Origin of the sequence: Streptomyces griseicoloratus, from assembly GCF_014534645.1 — a bacterium.
Taxonomy (GTDB): Bacteria; Actinomycetota; Actinomycetes; order Streptomycetales; family Streptomycetaceae; genus Streptomyces; species Streptomyces griseicoloratus.
Map to the genome: position 1 here is coordinate 312521 of NZ_JACVQF010000235.1, position 16214 is coordinate 328734.

13 protein-coding genes are annotated in these 16214 nt (G+C 71.4%); 7 read left to right on the forward strand and 6 right to left on the reverse strand.

Annotated features, from left to right (window positions below):
• Position 1 precedes the first annotated feature (1 nt).
• The 3 genes from H0H10_RS37135 (at position 2) to H0H10_RS37145 (ending at position 4491) form a co-directional block, all read left to right on the forward strand.
• Positions 2 to 991 carry an FAD binding domain-containing protein gene (locus H0H10_RS37135; RefSeq protein WP_188185603.1) on the forward strand — a complete coding sequence of 330 codons (990 nt, stop codon included), beginning with the start codon at positions 2 to 4 and terminating at the stop codon, positions 989 to 991.
• On the forward strand, positions 988 to 3198 hold the full coding sequence (locus tag H0H10_RS37140) for a xanthine dehydrogenase family protein molybdopterin-binding subunit (RefSeq protein ID WP_188185604.1): 2211 nt from the start codon (positions 988 to 990) through the stop codon (positions 3196 to 3198). The genes H0H10_RS37135 and H0H10_RS37140 overlap by 4 nt, the downstream gene beginning before the upstream one ends.
• A gap of 111 nt (positions 3199 to 3309) precedes the next feature.
• A complete protein-coding gene (locus tag H0H10_RS37145) occupies positions 3310 to 4491 on the forward strand; it encodes an XdhC family protein (protein WP_188185605.1) in 1182 nt (393 codons plus the stop codon).
• 74 nt (positions 4492 to 4565) lie between these two features.
• On the opposite strand, the gene H0H10_RS40850 is transcribed toward H0H10_RS37145, so the two are convergent.
• Complete coding sequence (locus H0H10_RS40850) at positions 4566 to 7319, reverse strand: helix-turn-helix transcriptional regulator (protein ID WP_188185606.1); 2754 nt, start codon at positions 7317 to 7319, stop codon at positions 4566 to 4568.
• A gap of 296 nt (positions 7320 to 7615) precedes the next feature.
• A complete protein-coding gene (locus H0H10_RS37155) occupies positions 7616 to 10387 on the reverse strand; it encodes a helix-turn-helix transcriptional regulator (RefSeq protein WP_188185607.1) in 2772 nt (923 codons plus the stop codon).
• A 156-nt stretch (positions 10388 to 10543) separates the two neighbouring features.
• Here H0H10_RS37155 and H0H10_RS37160 point away from each other — a divergent pair, with 156 nt between their 5' ends.
• The 3 genes from H0H10_RS37160 (at position 10544) to H0H10_RS37170 (ending at position 12961) form a co-directional block, all read left to right on the forward strand.
• Positions 10544 to 11917, forward strand: a complete 1374-nt coding sequence (locus H0H10_RS37160; protein ID WP_188185608.1) for an MBL fold metallo-hydrolase — start codon at positions 10544 to 10546, stop codon at positions 11915 to 11917.
• 70 nt (positions 11918 to 11987) lie between these two features.
• Positions 11988 to 12221, forward strand: a complete 234-nt coding sequence (locus tag H0H10_RS37165; RefSeq protein WP_188185609.1) for a hypothetical protein — start codon at positions 11988 to 11990, stop codon at positions 12219 to 12221.
• On the forward strand, positions 12218 to 12961 hold the full coding sequence (locus H0H10_RS37170) for a sulfite exporter TauE/SafE family protein (RefSeq protein ID WP_188185610.1): 744 nt from the start codon (positions 12218 to 12220) through the stop codon (positions 12959 to 12961). The genes H0H10_RS37165 and H0H10_RS37170 overlap by 4 nt, the downstream gene beginning before the upstream one ends.
• Positions 12962 to 13035: 74 nt before the next feature.
• Here the strand turns inward: H0H10_RS37170 and H0H10_RS37175 are convergent, their stop codons facing one another.
• Positions 13036 to 13314: a metal-sensitive transcriptional regulator gene (locus H0H10_RS37175; protein WP_188185611.1), complete on the reverse strand. Its 279-nt coding sequence runs from the start codon at positions 13312 to 13314 to the stop codon at positions 13036 to 13038.
• 71 nt (positions 13315 to 13385) lie between these two features.
• Here H0H10_RS37175 and H0H10_RS37180 point away from each other — a divergent pair, with 71 nt between their 5' ends.
• Positions 13386 to 13958: a rhodanese-like domain-containing protein gene (locus H0H10_RS37180; protein ID WP_188185612.1), complete on the forward strand. Its 573-nt coding sequence runs from the start codon at positions 13386 to 13388 to the stop codon at positions 13956 to 13958.
• 87 nt (positions 13959 to 14045) lie between these two features.
• Here the strand turns inward: H0H10_RS37180 and H0H10_RS37185 are convergent, their stop codons facing one another.
• From H0H10_RS37185 to H0H10_RS37195, 3 genes are all read right to left on the reverse strand, one after another.
• On the reverse strand, positions 14046 to 14513 hold the full coding sequence (locus tag H0H10_RS37185) for a MarR family winged helix-turn-helix transcriptional regulator (RefSeq protein ID WP_188185613.1): 468 nt from the start codon (positions 14511 to 14513) through the stop codon (positions 14046 to 14048).
• A 205-nt stretch (positions 14514 to 14718) separates the two neighbouring features.
• The gene (locus H0H10_RS37190) at positions 14719 to 15138 is read right to left on the reverse strand and encodes an SRPBCC family protein (RefSeq protein ID WP_188185614.1); all 420 of its coding nucleotides are present in this window, start codon (positions 15136 to 15138) and stop codon (positions 14719 to 14721) included.
• Between the two features lie 49 nt (positions 15139 to 15187).
• Positions 15188 to 16198, reverse strand: coding sequence for an aldo/keto reductase (locus H0H10_RS37195; RefSeq protein WP_188183217.1), 1011 nt, complete (start codon positions 16196 to 16198; stop codon positions 15188 to 15190).
• Positions 16199 to 16214 lie beyond the last annotated feature (16 nt).

Consider the following 16214-nt stretch of genomic DNA (forward strand, 5'->3'; position numbering starts at 1 on the left):
CATGCACCCCTTCGAGTACACCCTCGCCGACGACGCCGACCAGGCGGTGGCCGTGGTCACCGCCGACCCGCACACGTCGTTCCTCGCCGGGGGCACGACCCAGCTGGACCTCATGAAGGACGGCGTGCTCAGCCCCGAGCGGCTCGTCGACATCACGCGTCTGCCGCTCAAGGGGATCACCCACACCGACACGGCGATCACAGTGGGCGCGCTGACGACGATGGAGGAACTCGCGGCGGATCCCGTGGTCCGCGAGCGCCTGCCGTTCGTACGGGAGGCCCTGCTGCTGGGGGCGTCGACCCAGCTGCGGAACATGGCCACCATCGGCGGCAACCTGCTCCAGCGAGCGCGGTGCCGCTACTTCCGCGACCCCACCGTCCCGGCCTGCAACAAGCGCAACCCCGGATCCGGTTGCGCCGCCATCACCGGCATCCACCGCATGCACGCCATCCTGGGCACCAGCGACCACTGCATCGCCCTGCACGCCTCGGACGTCGCGGTCCCGTTCGCGGCCCTCGACGCCGTCGTGCACACCCAGGGAGGGAACGGCCGGCGCTCGATCCCGCTGACGCAGTTCTACCTGCCGCCCGACGACACACCGAACGTCGAGAACGTCCTGGAGCACGGCGAGCTGATCACGGCGGTCGAGATCCCCCTGCTGCCGGCAGCGGCGCGGTCGCACTACATCAAGGTCCGTGACCGCGTCTCCTACGAGTTCGCCCTGGTCTCGGCCGGCGTGGCGCTCGTGACCGAGGACGGCCTCATCCAAGAAGCACGCGTCGCGCTGGGCGGCGTGGGCACGCTGCCCTGGCGCGCCTGGGACGCCGAGGACGTGCTGCGCGGTTCCCGGGCGGATACGGAGGCGTTCCGCTCGGCGGCAGAGGCCGCCCTCCAAGGCGCCCGGCCCCTGCCGGGGACGGCGTTCAAGGTGGAACTGGCCAAGCGCACCCTCGTACGCACCCTTGAGACCGTTGCAGGAGCGCAGTCATGACGACCCTCGAAACCGGCAGGACCGTCGGTGCGGGCATCGACCGCGTCGACGCCCCGCTGAAAGTGACCGGCGCGGCTCACTACCCCAACGACTTCTCCATTCCCGGCATGGCCCACGCCGCCCTGGTGGGAAGCACCGTCGCCGCCGGACGCATCCGCGGCTTCGACCTGTCCCAGGCGCAGGCGGCACCGGGCGTACTGACCGTCATCACGCATCTGACCGCGCCCCAGCTGGAGCGGGGCCCGATGACGCTCCTGGGCGGATCGCCTCCGGCCCCGCTGCAGGACGACCGGATCCTCCACTACGGACAGCACATCGCCGTCGTCGTGGCCGAGAGCGCCGAGCAGGCCAGGCACGCGGCACGGCTGGTCCGTGTCGAGTACGAGACGGAGAAGGCCGTGCTCGGCATCGACGACCCCCGCGCGCAGATCGTCGAGAACCCGTGGGGGCTGGACACCGACCGGGGCGACATCGACGCCGGCTTCGGCCAGGCGGACGTCATCGTCGAGGACACCTACACCACCCCCGACAACACCAACAACCCGCTCGGCCTGATGGCCACCCTCGCCGCGTGGCACGGTGACGCGCTCACGGTGCACGACTCCACCCAGTGGCCGCACAACGTGCGTACCTCGCTGGCCGCCATCTTCAAGGTGCCCGAGAGCGGCGTCAGGGTGCTGGCTCCGTTCGTCGGAGGCGGCTTCGGAGCCGGTCTGAGGGTGTGGTCCCACGTCATCCTCACCGTGCTGGCGGCCCGGCAGGTCAAGCGCCCGGTCAAGCTCGTTCTCACCCGGCCCGAGATGTTCACCTCGGTGGGACACCGGCCCAACAGCGTCCAGCAGATCAAGATCGGTGCCACCCGCGCCGGCGACCTCGTGGCCATCGAGCACCACGGCATCTCGTCGGTGGCCATGGAGGACGACGACTACGAACCGGTGTCGTTCGGCTCGGCCGTCGCTTACGCCTGCCCCAACGTGCTGACGCGGGACCGGCAGGCGCGGCTGAACATCCCCTGCCCGGGCTCCATGCGCGCGCCCGCCGAGGGCCAGGGCAACTTCGCACTGGAGTGCGCCATCGACGACGTGGCCCACGCCGTCGGCATGGACCCCCTCGAATTCCGCCTGCGCAACTACGCGGAGGAGCACCCGCTGTCGGGTCTTCCCTGGTCCAGCAAGGCCCTGAGGGAGTGCTACACCGAGGGCGCCGAGCGGTTCGGCTGGTCACGGCGCAACCCCGAACCCGGTTCGATGCGGGACGGTCGCCTGCTCATCGGCTACGGACTGGCCGGCGTCTCCTACCCCTTCTACCAGGTCCCCTGCCAGGCACGCGCCTCCGTGCGCCGCGACGGCTCGGCGCATGTGCGCAGTGCCGCCACCGACATCGGTACCGGTACCTACACGGTCATGACCCAGCTCGCGGCCGAGCTGCTCGGCCTCGACGTCAGCCAGGTGCGCTTCGACCTCGGCGACTCCGACATGCCCTACTCGCCGCAGGCCGGCGGCTCCGGACTCACCGGCGCCCTCGGCAACGCCGTGCACACCGCCTGCCGTCGCCTGGTGCAGGAGTTCCTCGACGTGGTGGCGGGCGACGCCGGGTCACCGCTGCGCGGATGCCTGCTCGACGACGTGACGGTCGGCGACGGGCGTATCCACCGCGTCGACGACCCGGCACAGGGGGAGTCCTACGCGGACATCCTGGCCCGCCACGGCCTGGAGGAACTGAGCGCGGACGGCAGGAGCACGCCCCCTCGGTCCGAGGACTTGGGGATGGCCCCCGCGGGTGCCTTCGGAGCGAAGTTCGTCGAGGTGCGCATCGACCCTGAGCTGGGCCTGTTGCGGGTGGCCCGGGTGGTCTCGGCGATCGACGGCGGGCGGATCCTCAACGAGAAGACGGCCGCCAGCCAGATCATCGGCGGCACCGTCGGCGGGATCAGCCAGGCGATGTTCGAGGAGACCGCCACCGACGCCGGCACCGGGCGCATTGCCAACGCCACCTTCGGCGACTACCTGATGCCGGTCAACGCGGACGTGCCCGACATGGAGGTGCTCTTCCTCGGAGGCCCTGACCGGGCCACCGCCGTCGGCACCAAGGGAGTCGGCGAGATCGGGCTCGTCGGAATGGCCGCGGCCATCGGCAACGCCGTCTTCCACGCCACCGGACGCCGCATCCGCTCCCTGCCCTTCACCATCGACCAGCTCATGCTCTGAGCAACGGCGACCCTCCGGGCAACTCTTGGCCGTCGCCTTCTCGCCGGTGCAGCACGCGGCGGGGAGGGCGACGTGCCGATCAGCTTCGCCGACGGCCCACAGGAGAAACAGATGTTGGACATCGCCGGAGACCTCGACCGCTGGGTCCGGCAAGGGCACGACTTCGCGGTGGCCACGATCGTCTCGGTCAGCGGCAGCGCACCCCGCGAACCCGGAGCGGCCCTGGCCGTGAACGACGAGGGAACGGCCGTCGGCTCGGTCTCCGGGGGCTGTGTCGAAGGGGCGGTGTACGAGCTCTGCCGACAGGCGCTGGAAGACGGCCGCAGCGTCCTGGAACGCTTCGGATACAGCGATGAGACCGCATTCGCCGCAGGCCTGACCTGTGGCGGAACCATCAACGTCCTGGTCACGCCGGTGCGTGGCGGCGAGCCGGCGCGGGACGTGCTCGCTTCCGCCCTGTCCGCCGTGTGCTCGGGCGAGACGATCGCGCTGGCCCGAACCGTCGGCGGCCCCGCCGAACTGATGGGCCGGCCGTTGGTCGTCCGACCCGACGGAACGTACGAGGGGGCGCTGGGCAGCCAGGTGCGGCTCACCCGCATCGCGGCCGCGGAAGTGCGGGCCATGCTCGAAGCGGGGCGTACCGGCATGCTCGTGGTGGGGGGAGACGGAGACGGAGCCTACTGCGGTGAGCCGATCACCCTGCTGGTCGAGTCCAGTGCCCCGCCACCGCGCCTGATCGTCTTCGGCGCGATCGACTTCGCGTCGGCGCTGGTACGGCTGGGCAGGTTCCTCGGCTACCACGTCACCGTGTGTGACGCGCGGCCGGTGTTCGCCACCAGGGCCCGTTTCCCGGAGGCGGACGAAGTGATCACTGACTGGCCGCACCGCTACTTGGAGACGACCCAGGTCGACGAGCGAACGGTGCTGTGCGTGCTCACGCACGATGCCAAGTTCGACGTACCCCTGCTCGCACACGCGCTGACGCTCCCGGTCGCCTACGTCGGAGCGATGGGGTCCCGCCGCACTCACGAGGACCGTGTCACACGGCTGCGCGAGGCCGGTGTGCCGCAGCGCAAGCTGGACCGGCTGCGCTCGCCGATCGGTCTGGATCTGGGGGCGCGGACGCCCGAAGAGACCGCGCTGTCGATCGCGGCGGAGTTCGTCGCCGCTCGGTACGGCGGCACCGGCCGGCCACTGACGGGCACGCGTACCCCCATCCATCGGGACACGGTGACCGCTGCCCCGTTCGCTCCTCAGCCGGCGGAGGTCGCAACCGCACGCCGATCCGCTTGAGCGCCGCGCCACCGACGCGTCGTCCACTGCTGGAGTCTCCGTATGCATCACCGACTTCATCCGCATCCGCTCTCTCACCCCGTCCCGCGGCCGGTCCTTGCGCGAAGCTGCTTGCGCGAAGTGACGCCGAGCTTCACGAAGACCTTGCTGACATGCCACTCGACCGTGCGCGGGCTGATGAAGAGCCGGGATGCGATTTCCGCGTTGGTCAGGCCTTCGCGAACGAGTCTGACAACCTGGGCCTCCTGGGCCGTGAGTTCGTTCCCGGTCTGGTCCGCGTGTTTTCGAACGTTCTCACCGGTGGCGGCGAGTTCGCGGGCGGCTCGCTGGGAGAAGCCCTCCATGCTCATGCGGACGAAGAGTTCATGTGCGGTGGTCAGGTGTTCGCGGGCAGCCTGGCGGCGTCGCTTGCGGCGCAGCCACTCACCGTAGAGGAGGTGGGCGCGGGCCAGCTCTCCGCGGATTCCGGTACGGCCGAGCCAGTCGATCGCCTTCAGGTACTGGCTTTCGGCCTCTGCCCCTTCGTCGAGGAGAGCACGGCAGCGGGCCTCGATGCCCAAGGCCCAGTCCGAGCCGCTCGGCCCAGTCACCTCGGTGAGGCGTTCCAGGGCGTCAAGAGCACGCCCGGGTGCGCCGCCCCGGGCGGTGGCCTCGATGTACTCGACGAGAGACCAGGTGGGGACGCCCATTTCCGGTTGGTGGTACTCCCTGCCGGCTGTGCTCGCCGCCTCGGCGGCCTCCTCGTACCGGCCGAGGCTGTTGTACAGCATGGCCCTCGCCCACCCGCCGACCACGGGCCCGAGTCCCTCGCCCCGACGGGCGGCCCCCTCGTCGGCGCGCTTGCTCAGATCCACGCATTCGGCTTCGTGGCCTCGCCAGGCAGCGACGAAGAGCGCGGCGTAGAGCGGAGCCGCCGTTCCGACCGCGTCGGAGACCGTCTGCACCTCCGCCGCCAGCGAGGCTGCCTCTGCCAATTCCCCGTCGAGTACGTGGACCACGCAGCGCATGGTCAGTGCCCAGGGAAGCGTTGCGATCCGACCGGCCTCCCTGACGAAGTGAAGGTACCGTGCCGCCAGGTGGGACAGCGTTTCCTGGTCCCACAGCCCAACAGCGGTCAGACAGATCAGCCACAGCCGGCGAAGTCCTTCCTCCGGGCAGTGGCTCGGCTCGTGGAAGGCGCGCAGGGCCAGGCGCAGACCGGGCACGGCGGCAGCATGGCCTTCGGTGATGCGCAGCGCCATCCCGTCGAGCAGGAGATCGGTCGGACGGGGGGTGGGCGGGGTCGGTGTGCAGCGTGCTGCCCTGGCCGCTTCACATTGCTCGCGGCCGTAGGCGTGGGGGCCGGCGAAGATCGTCGCGTCGATGACTTCCAGATACGTGTCCCGGGCGAGTGCCACGTCGTGCCGAGCGAGCCGGTCGGCGGCCCGGAGCAGCAGAACGGGAGCCTCTCTGCCCCGGTTCCTGGCGAACGCGATCCGGGCGCGCATCAGATCGATCTCACCGCGCAGGCGCTCGTCGAGGGGCCCCGCTTCGGCGATGGACAGCAGCTTCGAGGTGGTTTCGGGATGTCCCGCTTCGTGTGCCGCTCGTGCTGCGGCCAGCGCGCGCATCTGACGGTGGGCCGATTGTGGTGTCAGTTCCACGGCCCGTGCCATGAAAGCCGCTGCCGCGGCACATCCGCCGCGCCTCCGGGCTCGTTCGGCCGAACGTTCGAGTTCGGCTGCGACGACCTCATTGGGGCTGGATGCACCGTGCGCCGCGTGCCAGGCACGGCGGTCGGGATCCACCGCCGCATCCGTCGCTCTCGCGAGCGCACGGTGCGTGCTGCGCCGTTCTTCGTCGGACGCCGCCCAGTAGACCGCCGACCGCACCATCGGATGGAAGAACCGGACTCGATCGTCGATCGTGAGCAGGCCTGCCGCCACGGCGGGGGCAGAGGCGTCGATGCCGATCCCGAGCTGCTCCGCCACCAGCCACAGCAGAGCCGGCGCGCCGGTCGGATCCGCTGCCGCCGCCAGCAGGAGCCGCCGCGTCTGTGGTGGAAGTCCCGCGACCCTCGCCACATACGTTGCCTTGATCCGGTCCGTGACCGGTCGCACGCTCGGCAGGCCGTAGCCGCCGGCCAGTTCCAGCGGAGTCGAGGTCTTCGCCAGTTCCAGCAACGCCAGCGGATTGCCCCGGGCCTCGGCGACGATACGATCGAGCACCCGTGTGTCCCAGGGCCCGGGGAGCACGGAACGCAGCAGCACCTGCGCATCGTGATCCGGCAGTCCTTCGACCGGCAGCTCGGGCAGTCCGGCAGGCTCGGAGGTGCCGGGCAGCCCATCGCCCGTCACTCGGGTCGCGAAGACGACAGCCACCGATTCGGCGAGCAGGCGTCGCGCGGTGAACGCCAGCACCTGCATGGACGCCCGGTCGAGCCACTGCGCGTCATCCACGACGCACAGCAACGGCTGGTCCCGGGCGACTTCGGAGAACAGGCCGAGGACACCCAGAGCGACAAGAGTGCCGTCAGGTGCCCGCTCGGACCCCAGCCCCAATGCTCCCTTCACCGCGTCACGTTGAACGGCCGGAAGGCCGGCGATCCCGTGCATCATGGGCCTGCACAACTGGTGCAGACCCGCGAACACCAACTCCATCTCGGACTGAACACCGGTGACCCGGACGACACGAAAGCCCCGGGCGCGCCCAACCAAGTAGTCGAGCAGCGTCGTCTTGCCCGCCCCCGGCTCGCCCCGCAGTACCAGCGCCCGGCTCGCACCCCCGCGCACGGCGCCGACCAGATCATCGAGCTGCCCGCACTCCCAACCGCGCCCCGGAACGCTCACCGGCGTCACCGGGCGCCCTGCCCGACGCACGCCCTCTGGCGTACCCCCGAACCGCTCGTGGCGGTGGCGGTCAGTGCTCCGGCGAGGCGGCGTGCCCGGTCACCATCGCGAGGAGTGATACGGGGGCGGCCGAAGAGACCCAGGTGGCGGCCCGGGTGCATACGGTCCGGCCGTACCGGGAGGTCTGCGGCCACGGCAATGATCGGCAGGTCCGGACAGGGGGAGGACGCGAGTGCGGTCGGCATGCGTCACAGCGTCCTGTGGCCCGGGCGCACTCGCATCCGTGATGTCCCCAGTCACAGAACCCGTCCCAGCTGGTTCCGTGAGGTGATTCCCAGCTTGGCGAAGACCTTGTGCAGGTGGTACTCGACGGTGCGGGTGCTCAGGTACAGCCGGCCGGCGATCTCCTTGTTCGTCAGTCCGTCGCGGGCCAGCGTCGCGATCTGCGTTTCCTGCGGCGTGAGCCGGCCCACGGTCTCGACGGTCCGTCTGCGGGCGGTCTCGCCGGTCGCCCGCAGTTCGCGCGCCGCCCGGTCGGCGAACGCCTCCATCCCCATGACCCTGAACATCTCATGGGCGGTGCGCAACTGTGCGCGCGCCTGGGTCCGGCGCCGCTCGCGGCGCAGCCATTCGCCGTACAGAAGATGGGCGCGGGCGAGTTCCCCGCGGACGCTGGTGCGGCCGAGCCGGTCGATCGCTTCCCGGTAGCAGCCTTCCGCCGTCGTGCCCCGGCTCAGGAGGGCACGGGCGCGGGCCTCGATGCCCAGCGCCCAGTCCGTGCCGCTCGGGGTCGTCACCTCGGAGAGCTGTTCGAAGGCTTCGGCCGCGGCCTTGTGGTTGTCGCTCCGCAGGCCGGCTTCGACGATTTCGGTGAGCACCCAGGTCTGTGTGCCGAGCTCGGCGGGGCCGGCGCCCCGTCTGCATTCGAGTGCCGCCGTCAGGGCCTGCTCGTACCGGCCGTGGCCGATGGCCAGCAGAGTGGCCGCCAGGGAGCTGATCACCGGCGAAATACCCTCGCCGTGGCGGGCGGCGTCGGCGGCGGCGCGCCCGGCCAGTTCGGCGTAGTCGTCCTCGCGGCCCTGCCAGGCGGCCAGGACCAGGCCCCCATAGGTCGGGGCGCTGATGCCGATCGCCTCCGAGATCGCCGTCAGTTCCTCGCCGAGCGCGGCGGCCTCGGCCAGCTCACCGCCCAGAACGCGGTCGGCGATACGCGAACTCAGTGCCAGGGGGAGGTTGGTGATCCGGCCGGTCTCCCGGGCGATCCTCAGGTGCCGGGCCGACAGCAGCGACCAGGTCTCGTAGTCCCACAGGCCCACGGCGGTGATGCTCGCCAGCCACAGCCAGGGCAGCCCCTCGTCATTGCTGAGATCCGGGGCCCTGAAGGCGTCCATCGCCGCCTTCAACGTACTCACACAGGCGGCCTGTCCTTCGGTGATGCGCAGCACCGTGCCGTCGAGAAGCAGGTCGGCCGCACGGCTCGCATGCGGCAGGGGCGATACGGCCCGGGCGGCCAGGGCTGCTTCGAGCTGGCCGCCCCCGGGTGCCAGCGACCCGGCGAGAATCGCCGCGTTGATCGCTTCCAGGTAGGTCTCGCGCGCCAGTGGCACATCGGAGGACTCCAGCCGGCGGGCCGCCTTGAGCAGCAGGCCGGCGCCTTCGCTGCCCCGGCCCACGGTGAACGCGATCTGGGCGCGCAGTACCTCCAGCTCACCGTGTCTATGATCATCGAGTGGGCCGGCCGCGGCGATGGACAGCAGCTTCAGCGCGGTGTCGGGCGATCCGGCCTGGTGAGTCATCCGGGACGCGGCCAGTGCGCGCTCCGCCCGTCGGCCGGGATCGGGGGTGAGCGCCGCCGCCCGCTCCAGGAAGGCGGCCGCGGCGGCCAGGCCGCCGCGAGCCTGGGCACGCTCGGCCGAGCGTTCGAGTTCGGCGGCGGTCGGCTCGTCCGGCTGCGCGGTGCCGTGGGCGCGGTGCCAGGCGTGCCGGTCCGGATCGGTGCCTGTGTCGGTCGCCTCCGCCAGAGCGAGGTGGACCTTCCTGCGCTGCTCCGGCGACGCGGCCCGATAGACCGCCGAACGCACCAGCGGATGCCGGAAACGCACCCGGTCACCGACGTCGATCATGTCTTCGGCCGCGTCCGCCGCCGCGATGCCGACGCCGTCCCCGAGCACATCGGCCGCACGCCACAGCAGCACCGGGTCGCCGAGCGGCTCGGCGGCCGCCAGCAGCAAGAGCCGTCGGGTGGGTGCGGGCAGGCGCTCGAGCCGTCGCTGGAAGGTCTTCTCGATACGGCCCGAGAGCGTGCGCGCGGCCGGCGCGACGAATCCGCCCGCGAGCTTGAGAGAGGGCAGTTCGCGCGGCAGTTCCAGCAACGCCAAGGGGTTTCCACGAGCCTCGCCGAGGATCTGGTCGCGAAGCTGTTCGTCGAGTCGGCCCAGGACCACCGTGCCCAGCAGCGCCCGCGCGTCGTCGTCGCGCAGACCCGCGACGTCCATCACCGGCAGGCCCGCCAGCTCGTCCTGCTCACCGAGATCACGGACGGCGAACACGCAGGCCACGGACTCGGCGAACAGGCGGCGCGCGACGAAGGCAAGCACCTGCGCGGAGGCGCGGTCCAGCCATTGGGCGTCGTCGATCACGCACACCAGCGGACGATCCTCGGCGGCCGCCGCCAGCAGGCTCAGCACGCCCAGGCCGACGAGAAAGTGGTCCGGCGCCGAGCCGGCATGCATGCCGAACGCCGTGCCGAGCGCGTCGCGCTGTGGTGCGGGCAGATCGTTCAGCCGGTTCAGTAACGGTACGCACAGCTGGTGCACCGCCGCGAACGCCAGTTCCATCTCCGACTGCACTCCCGCGGCGCCCACCACACGGCAGTCGGAAGCGGCCTTCGTCAAGTGCTCCAGCAGCGCGGACTTGCCCACTCCCGCCTCCCCACGGACCACCAACGACCGGCTCTCACCGGCCCGGACCGCCGCCAGCAGCCGTTCGAACTGCTCGCACTCCGCCTCCCGGCCCAGCAGCCCCGGGCGACGCCCGGCACCGGTGCCTGGTCCTGTTGAGCCGATCATCCGCAAGCCACCTTCCCGCTGCGCGCCGAGCGCGCGCACGACCGTACGGAGTCTAGAAGGGCGTCACACGTCCTCCTGGATACCCCCCCAGGTATTTCTGTTACGGTGGCTCCCAGATACCCCGGGGGGTAAAAGTCCGACGAGGGAGCGAGTGCTGTGTTCTTTGCCGACATCCTGGAAGTCGAAGGTCTGGGCAACCGCAGCTATCTGGCCGGTGGTGGCCGGGCGGCGGTCGCGGTGGACCCACCGCGGGACATCGATCAGGTGATCGCTGCGGCGGCTCGGCGTGGGGTGCGGATCGCGGCGGTCGTCGAGACGCACGTGCACAACGACTACGTCACCGGCGGTCTTGAGCTGGCCCGGCTCACCGGCGCCCGCTACCTGGTGCCCGCCGGAGCCTCCGTGGCGTACGAGCGGGTTCCCGTGGCGGACGGGGACGTCGAGGACATCGACGAGGGGCTGACGCTCCGGGCCGTGTCCACCCCGGGGCACACGCCGCACCACACCGCCTACGTGCTGGAGGAGGACGGGCGTGCGGTGGCCGCGTTCACGGGCGGGTCGCTGCTGATCGGCAGCGTGGGGCGGCCGGACCTGGTGGAGCCGCGGCTGACCGAGGACCTGGCCCGGGCCCAGCACGCCTCCGCGCACCGGCTCGCTGCGGAGCTGGACGACGAAGTGGCGGTGATGCCCACGCACGGGTTCGGCAGTTTCTGCTCCTCCGCGCAGGCCGACGGCGAGCGCAGCACCATCGGGGCGGAGAAGGCGGCCAATCCGGTGCTGGCCCAGGACGTGGAGACGTTCGTCAGGGAACTGCTGGCCGGGCTGGACGATGTGCCGGCCTACTACGCGCACATGGGCCCGGCCAATGCCGCGGGCCCGGCGCCGGTGGACCTGACCGCGCCGCGGCGCGCCGACGCCGCAGAGATCGCGGACCGTCTGGCGGCGGGCGAGTGGGTCGTCGACCTGCGCAACCGGGTCGCGTTCGCCGAGGGGCACGTGGCCGGCTCCTTCAATTTCGAGGTCGAGGGGCAGCTCGCGACCTATCTGGCGTGGATGATCCCGTGGGGCAAGCCGGTGACCCTGCTGGCGGAGAGCGCCGAGGACATCGCCCGCGCCCAGCGCGAACTCGCCCGGGTCGGCATCGACCGCCCGGCCGCGGCCGCCGTCGGCTCCCCGGCCGACTGGACCAGCGAGCAGGCGCCGCCGGCCTCGTTCCGCCGGGCGACGTTCGCCGATCTGGCCGCGGTCCGCGAGCAGGGTCAGGACCCGGTGGTGATGGACGTACGCCGCGCCGGCGAGCGTGCCGGCGGCTGGATCGAGGGAAGCGTGCACATCCCCGTCCACCAGGTCCACGCGCGGGTGCACGAGGTGCCCGCCGGGACGGTGTGGGTGCACTGCGCGGGTGGCATGCGCGCTGCGATCGCCGCCTCCGTCCTCAAGGCCGCAGGCCGTGACGTGGTGGCCGTCGACGACGGCTACGCGGCCGCCGCCCACGCCGGCCTCACGCTCGTGACGCCCGGCCAGCACTGACCCGCACGACCTGGCCGGCCGGGCAGCCATCAGTCCGGCAGACCAGGAGCACCTTGAGGAAACACACGTCATGCCCTTGTCTCCAGGCGGCCCCGGCCGCATCCCCCCTGTACTGGCCCACCACATGCTCCAGACCGATACGGCCGTGCTGTTCGAGCGCACGGGCAACCGCGCTCAGCACGCCGCACGCCCGCCGGCCGACCGGGGCGTGGCCTCGGCCGAGCCCACCGGCGCCATGCGCAGCCGGGCTGCGCAGGGACTGCCCGCCGAGGCCCCGCTCGGGGTGGCGGGCGCCGTCATATGACCGCGTTCGTCCTTGCCCTGCTGGCCGGGGCGCTGGTCGGCCTGGCCCTGGGTTCGCTGGGTGCGGGCGGCAGCATCATCACCGTTCCCGCCCTGATCTACCTGCTCGGCTTCTCGCCGGCCGAGGCGACCACCGCCGGCCTGATCATCGTGATCGTCACCTCGGCCACCGCGCTGCTGGCGCACGCGCGCGCCGGTGCGGTGCGCTGGCGCGCCGGGCTGCTGTTCGCCGCGGCCGGGCTCCTGCCCGCCGCCGCGGCGGGCGTCCTGTCGGCGCACCTCCCCGCCACCGGGCTGACCATGGCCTTCGCGGTGCTCGCCGCACTGGCGGGCCTGCGCATGCTGCGCCGCCGCACGCCGCCGGAGAACACCACGGTGTCGGCGCCGCGTGCTGCGGCGGCCGGGGCGGGGCTGGGGGCGGTGACCGGGCTGCTCGGGGTCGGTGGCGGATTCCTCGCCGTCCCTGCCCTGGTGGCCGTGCTCGCGGTGCCGATGAGCGCGGCCGTGGGCACCAGCCTGCTGGTCATCATCGCCAACGCGCTGGTCGCCCTGATCGCCCGGGCGGCCACCGCCACCACCGTGGACATGACCTTGCTGCTGCCGTTCATCGCGACCGCGGTCCTGGGTGCCTGGGACGGCAAGAGGATGAGCGCGAAGATCCAACCAGCCACGTTGCAACGCCTCTTCGGCGGCCTGCTGCTGGCCGTCGCCGCGGCCATGGCGATCGGCGCGCTGCTGTGAAACGCCCGCGGACGCTGCCGCGGGCACCCGCTCCCGCATCCCTGGAGCGGGTCAGGGCGGGCCCCGTAGGCGGTTCAGGCCAGCGACAGGAAGAGCTTCTCCAGCCGGGCCCGCATCTGCGTCGAGTCCCGCACCTGCGGGTCCTCGCTGGTCATGCACTGCTGCAGGCCGGTCGCGATGATCGAGAAACCCGCCCTGTCCAGGGCGCGGGAGACGGCGGCCAGCTGCGTGATCACGTCCTCGCAGTCCCGGCCCTCCTCGATCATCTTGATCACTCCGGCGAGCTGGCCCTGCGCCCGCCGCAGCCGGTTCAGCGCCGACTTCAGTTCCTCGGCGCTCATGTCGAGTTCCACACGCCCTCCTCCATATACCCCTACGGGTATCCTACCGTGGAGGGGGACCATCCATCGAAAGGCATTGTTCCGTGACCACCCCCACCGTCCTGACCCCGGACCAGGCTGCCGCCCGTCTCGGCGAGTTCATCGTCGTCGACGTACGCACGCCCGGCGAGTACGCCACCGGCCACCTGCCCGGTGCCCACAACATCCCCCTGGACCGCCTGGGCGAGGCCGCCGATGCGCTGAAGGCCGCCGCGACCCGCGCACCGCTGCTGATGGTGTGCGCCTCCGGGGCCCGCTCGGCCAAAAGCTGCGTCCAGCTGGCCGGCAGGGGCATCGAGGCAGCCACCCTGGGCGGCGGCACCAGCGCCTGGACCGCCGCCGGATACGACGTCGACCGTCCGGCCGGGGCCCGTACCACCTGGCCGATGGACCGCCAGGTCCGCCTCGCCGCCGGCTCCCTGGTCCTTGCGGGCTTCCTCGCGGGCCTGGCCTGGCAGCCGGCGCACTGGCTGTCCGGAGCCATCGGCGCCGGCCTGGTGTTCTCCGGCGTGACGAACACCTGCGGCATGGCCGCCGTCCTGTCGAAGCTCCCCCACAACCGGCCCGCCGAGAACGCCGTCTCCTTCCGGGAGACGCTGCTGCGCCTGGGTGTCTGAACCACACCCTCCTGCCCGGAAGCCCGGCGTACACCCGCCGGCCGTCAGCTGCAGCTTCGTCGGCCGCTTCCGCCGGGCGACTCGTTGCTACGGGCGGGGCGCCGGAGCGTCCACCGCTTCCACTGCCGCGACCAGGGAAGCCAGCTCCGGGTTCTTCGCGGCTTCGTCGAGCGCCTCACGGAGAGCGGCGTCGTTGGTCGGGCGGGCCTCTTCGAGGAGTTTCAGGCCGGCTTCGGTGACGTCGGTGTAGATGCCGCGGCGGTCGGTCGGGCACAGGTACCGGGACAGCAGGCCGCGGTCCTCCAGGCGGGTGACGAGACGGGTGGTGGCACTCTGGCTGAGCACGACCGCGTCGGCCACCTGCTTCATCTGCAGGTGGCCGCCTTCGCCCTCGTGCTGGCGGCTGAGCACGTCGAGCAGTGAGTACTCGCGGACGCTCAGGTCGTGCCGGGACTGCAGGGCGCGCTCGATGTGCGTCTCGATCCGGCTGTGCAAGAGGGAGAGGGCGCCCCATCCACTGGCGAGAGCCGTGAGCGCGGGGTCCGTGGCGGTCATGGGGTCCGTGTCTCCTTCTGAGTGACTGCACCCAGGATACGGCATCGAGCAAAATACCTGCTAGAGGTCATATAGGGCTAATGCAATTATTTTCCCGCCCGGGCCGCCGCAGGGCCGCCGCCGAGCCGCGTCACCGCGAACCGCCAGTCCGGGCACACGCGATGCGTGCCCGGACTGGCGGTTCTGTGGAGCGACGGCCGTGGTGTCAGGCGGAGAGGGCCTTGTGGAGGGCGTCGAGGCCGTCGCGGTAGATGCCGGTGAAGAGGTCGACGACCTCGTCCTCGGTGGCGTTGTCGGGGTTGAAGCGTCCGGACCACTGGACCTCGGCGACGTCGTCGCGGCCCGGGACGCTGTGGACCCGGAGGGTGGAGACGTAGCCGTTGACGGGGAACGGAGCCTGGAGGATGGCGTAGCTGTAGTGGCGTTCGGCTTCGTTGAAGTCGACCAGCCGCTCGATGATCGTGTCGCCGTCGGGATTGGTCAGCCGGCGGACGCGGCCGCCTTCGAGGGCGGTGCTCTCGGGGATGTAGGGGAGCCAGTCGGGCAGGGCGTCGAATCCGCCGATGAGGTTCCAGACCTGCTGCGGCGGGGCCGGGACTATGCGGCTGACGGAGGTGGAAGCCATGATCCTTCTCCTGAAGGTCGTGCTGTGTGGGGGGTGGGGAAGTGGGAGGTCAGGCGCCGTTCGGGAGCGGGGCGGCAGCGCTGACCAGGCCGCTTGCACGGAGCTCGGTCCAGAACGCGGCCGGGATGTCCTCGTTCAGCGCGGCGACGTCCTCCGCGATGCGGCTCGGCCGGGTGGCGCCGGGGATGACCGCGGCGGCGGCCGGATGGGCGAGGGAGAACTGCAGGGCGGCGGCCTTGATGCTCACGCCGTGCTTCTCGGCGAGCGCCTTGAGCTTGCCGACCCGGTCGATGATCTCCGGCGGCGCCTGCTGGTACTCGAAGTGGGTGCCGCCGGCGAGGATGCCGGAGCTGTAGGGTCCGCCGACGACCATGTCGACGTTCTGCTCCTGGGCCATGGGCAGCAGGCGCTGGAGGGCGTGGTCGTGGTCGAGGAGGGTGTAGCGGCCGGCGAGGAGGAAGCCGTCGGGCTGCGGCTCGTCGAGGGCGAGGGTCAGCTCGATGGGTTCGGTGCGGTTGACGCCGAGACCCCAGGCCTTGATGACGCCCTCGTCCCGGAGGCGGGACAGAACGCGGAAGGCGCCGGTGCGGGCCTCCTCGAACTTCTGCAGCCATGCATCGCCGTGGAAGTCCTGGGCGATGTCGTGGACCCAGACGATGTCGAGCCGGTCGACACCGAGGCGCCTGAGGCTGTCCTCGATGGAGCGCTCGGTGGCCTCGGCGGTCCACTCGTGCACGATCTTGTTCGGGTTGCCGTGCTCGAAGATCCCGCCCTTCTCGCCGAGGTCGCGGGCGCCTTCCTCCAGTTCGTCGAGGATGACGCGGCCGACCTTGGTGGACAGGACGTAGGCGTCGCGGGGCTTGGTGGAGATGACCTTGCCGAGGCGCTCCTCGGAGAGGCCGGCGCCGTAGAAGGGGGCGGTGTCGTAGTAGCGGACGCCCTGGTCCCAGGCGGCCTCGACGGTGGCAGTGGCCTCGTCGTCGGGGATCGCGCGGAACATGTTGCCGAGCGGGGCGGTACCGAAGCCGAGACGGCCGGGAAGGATTTCCTTGAGGGACATGAAAGTGCCTTTTCGA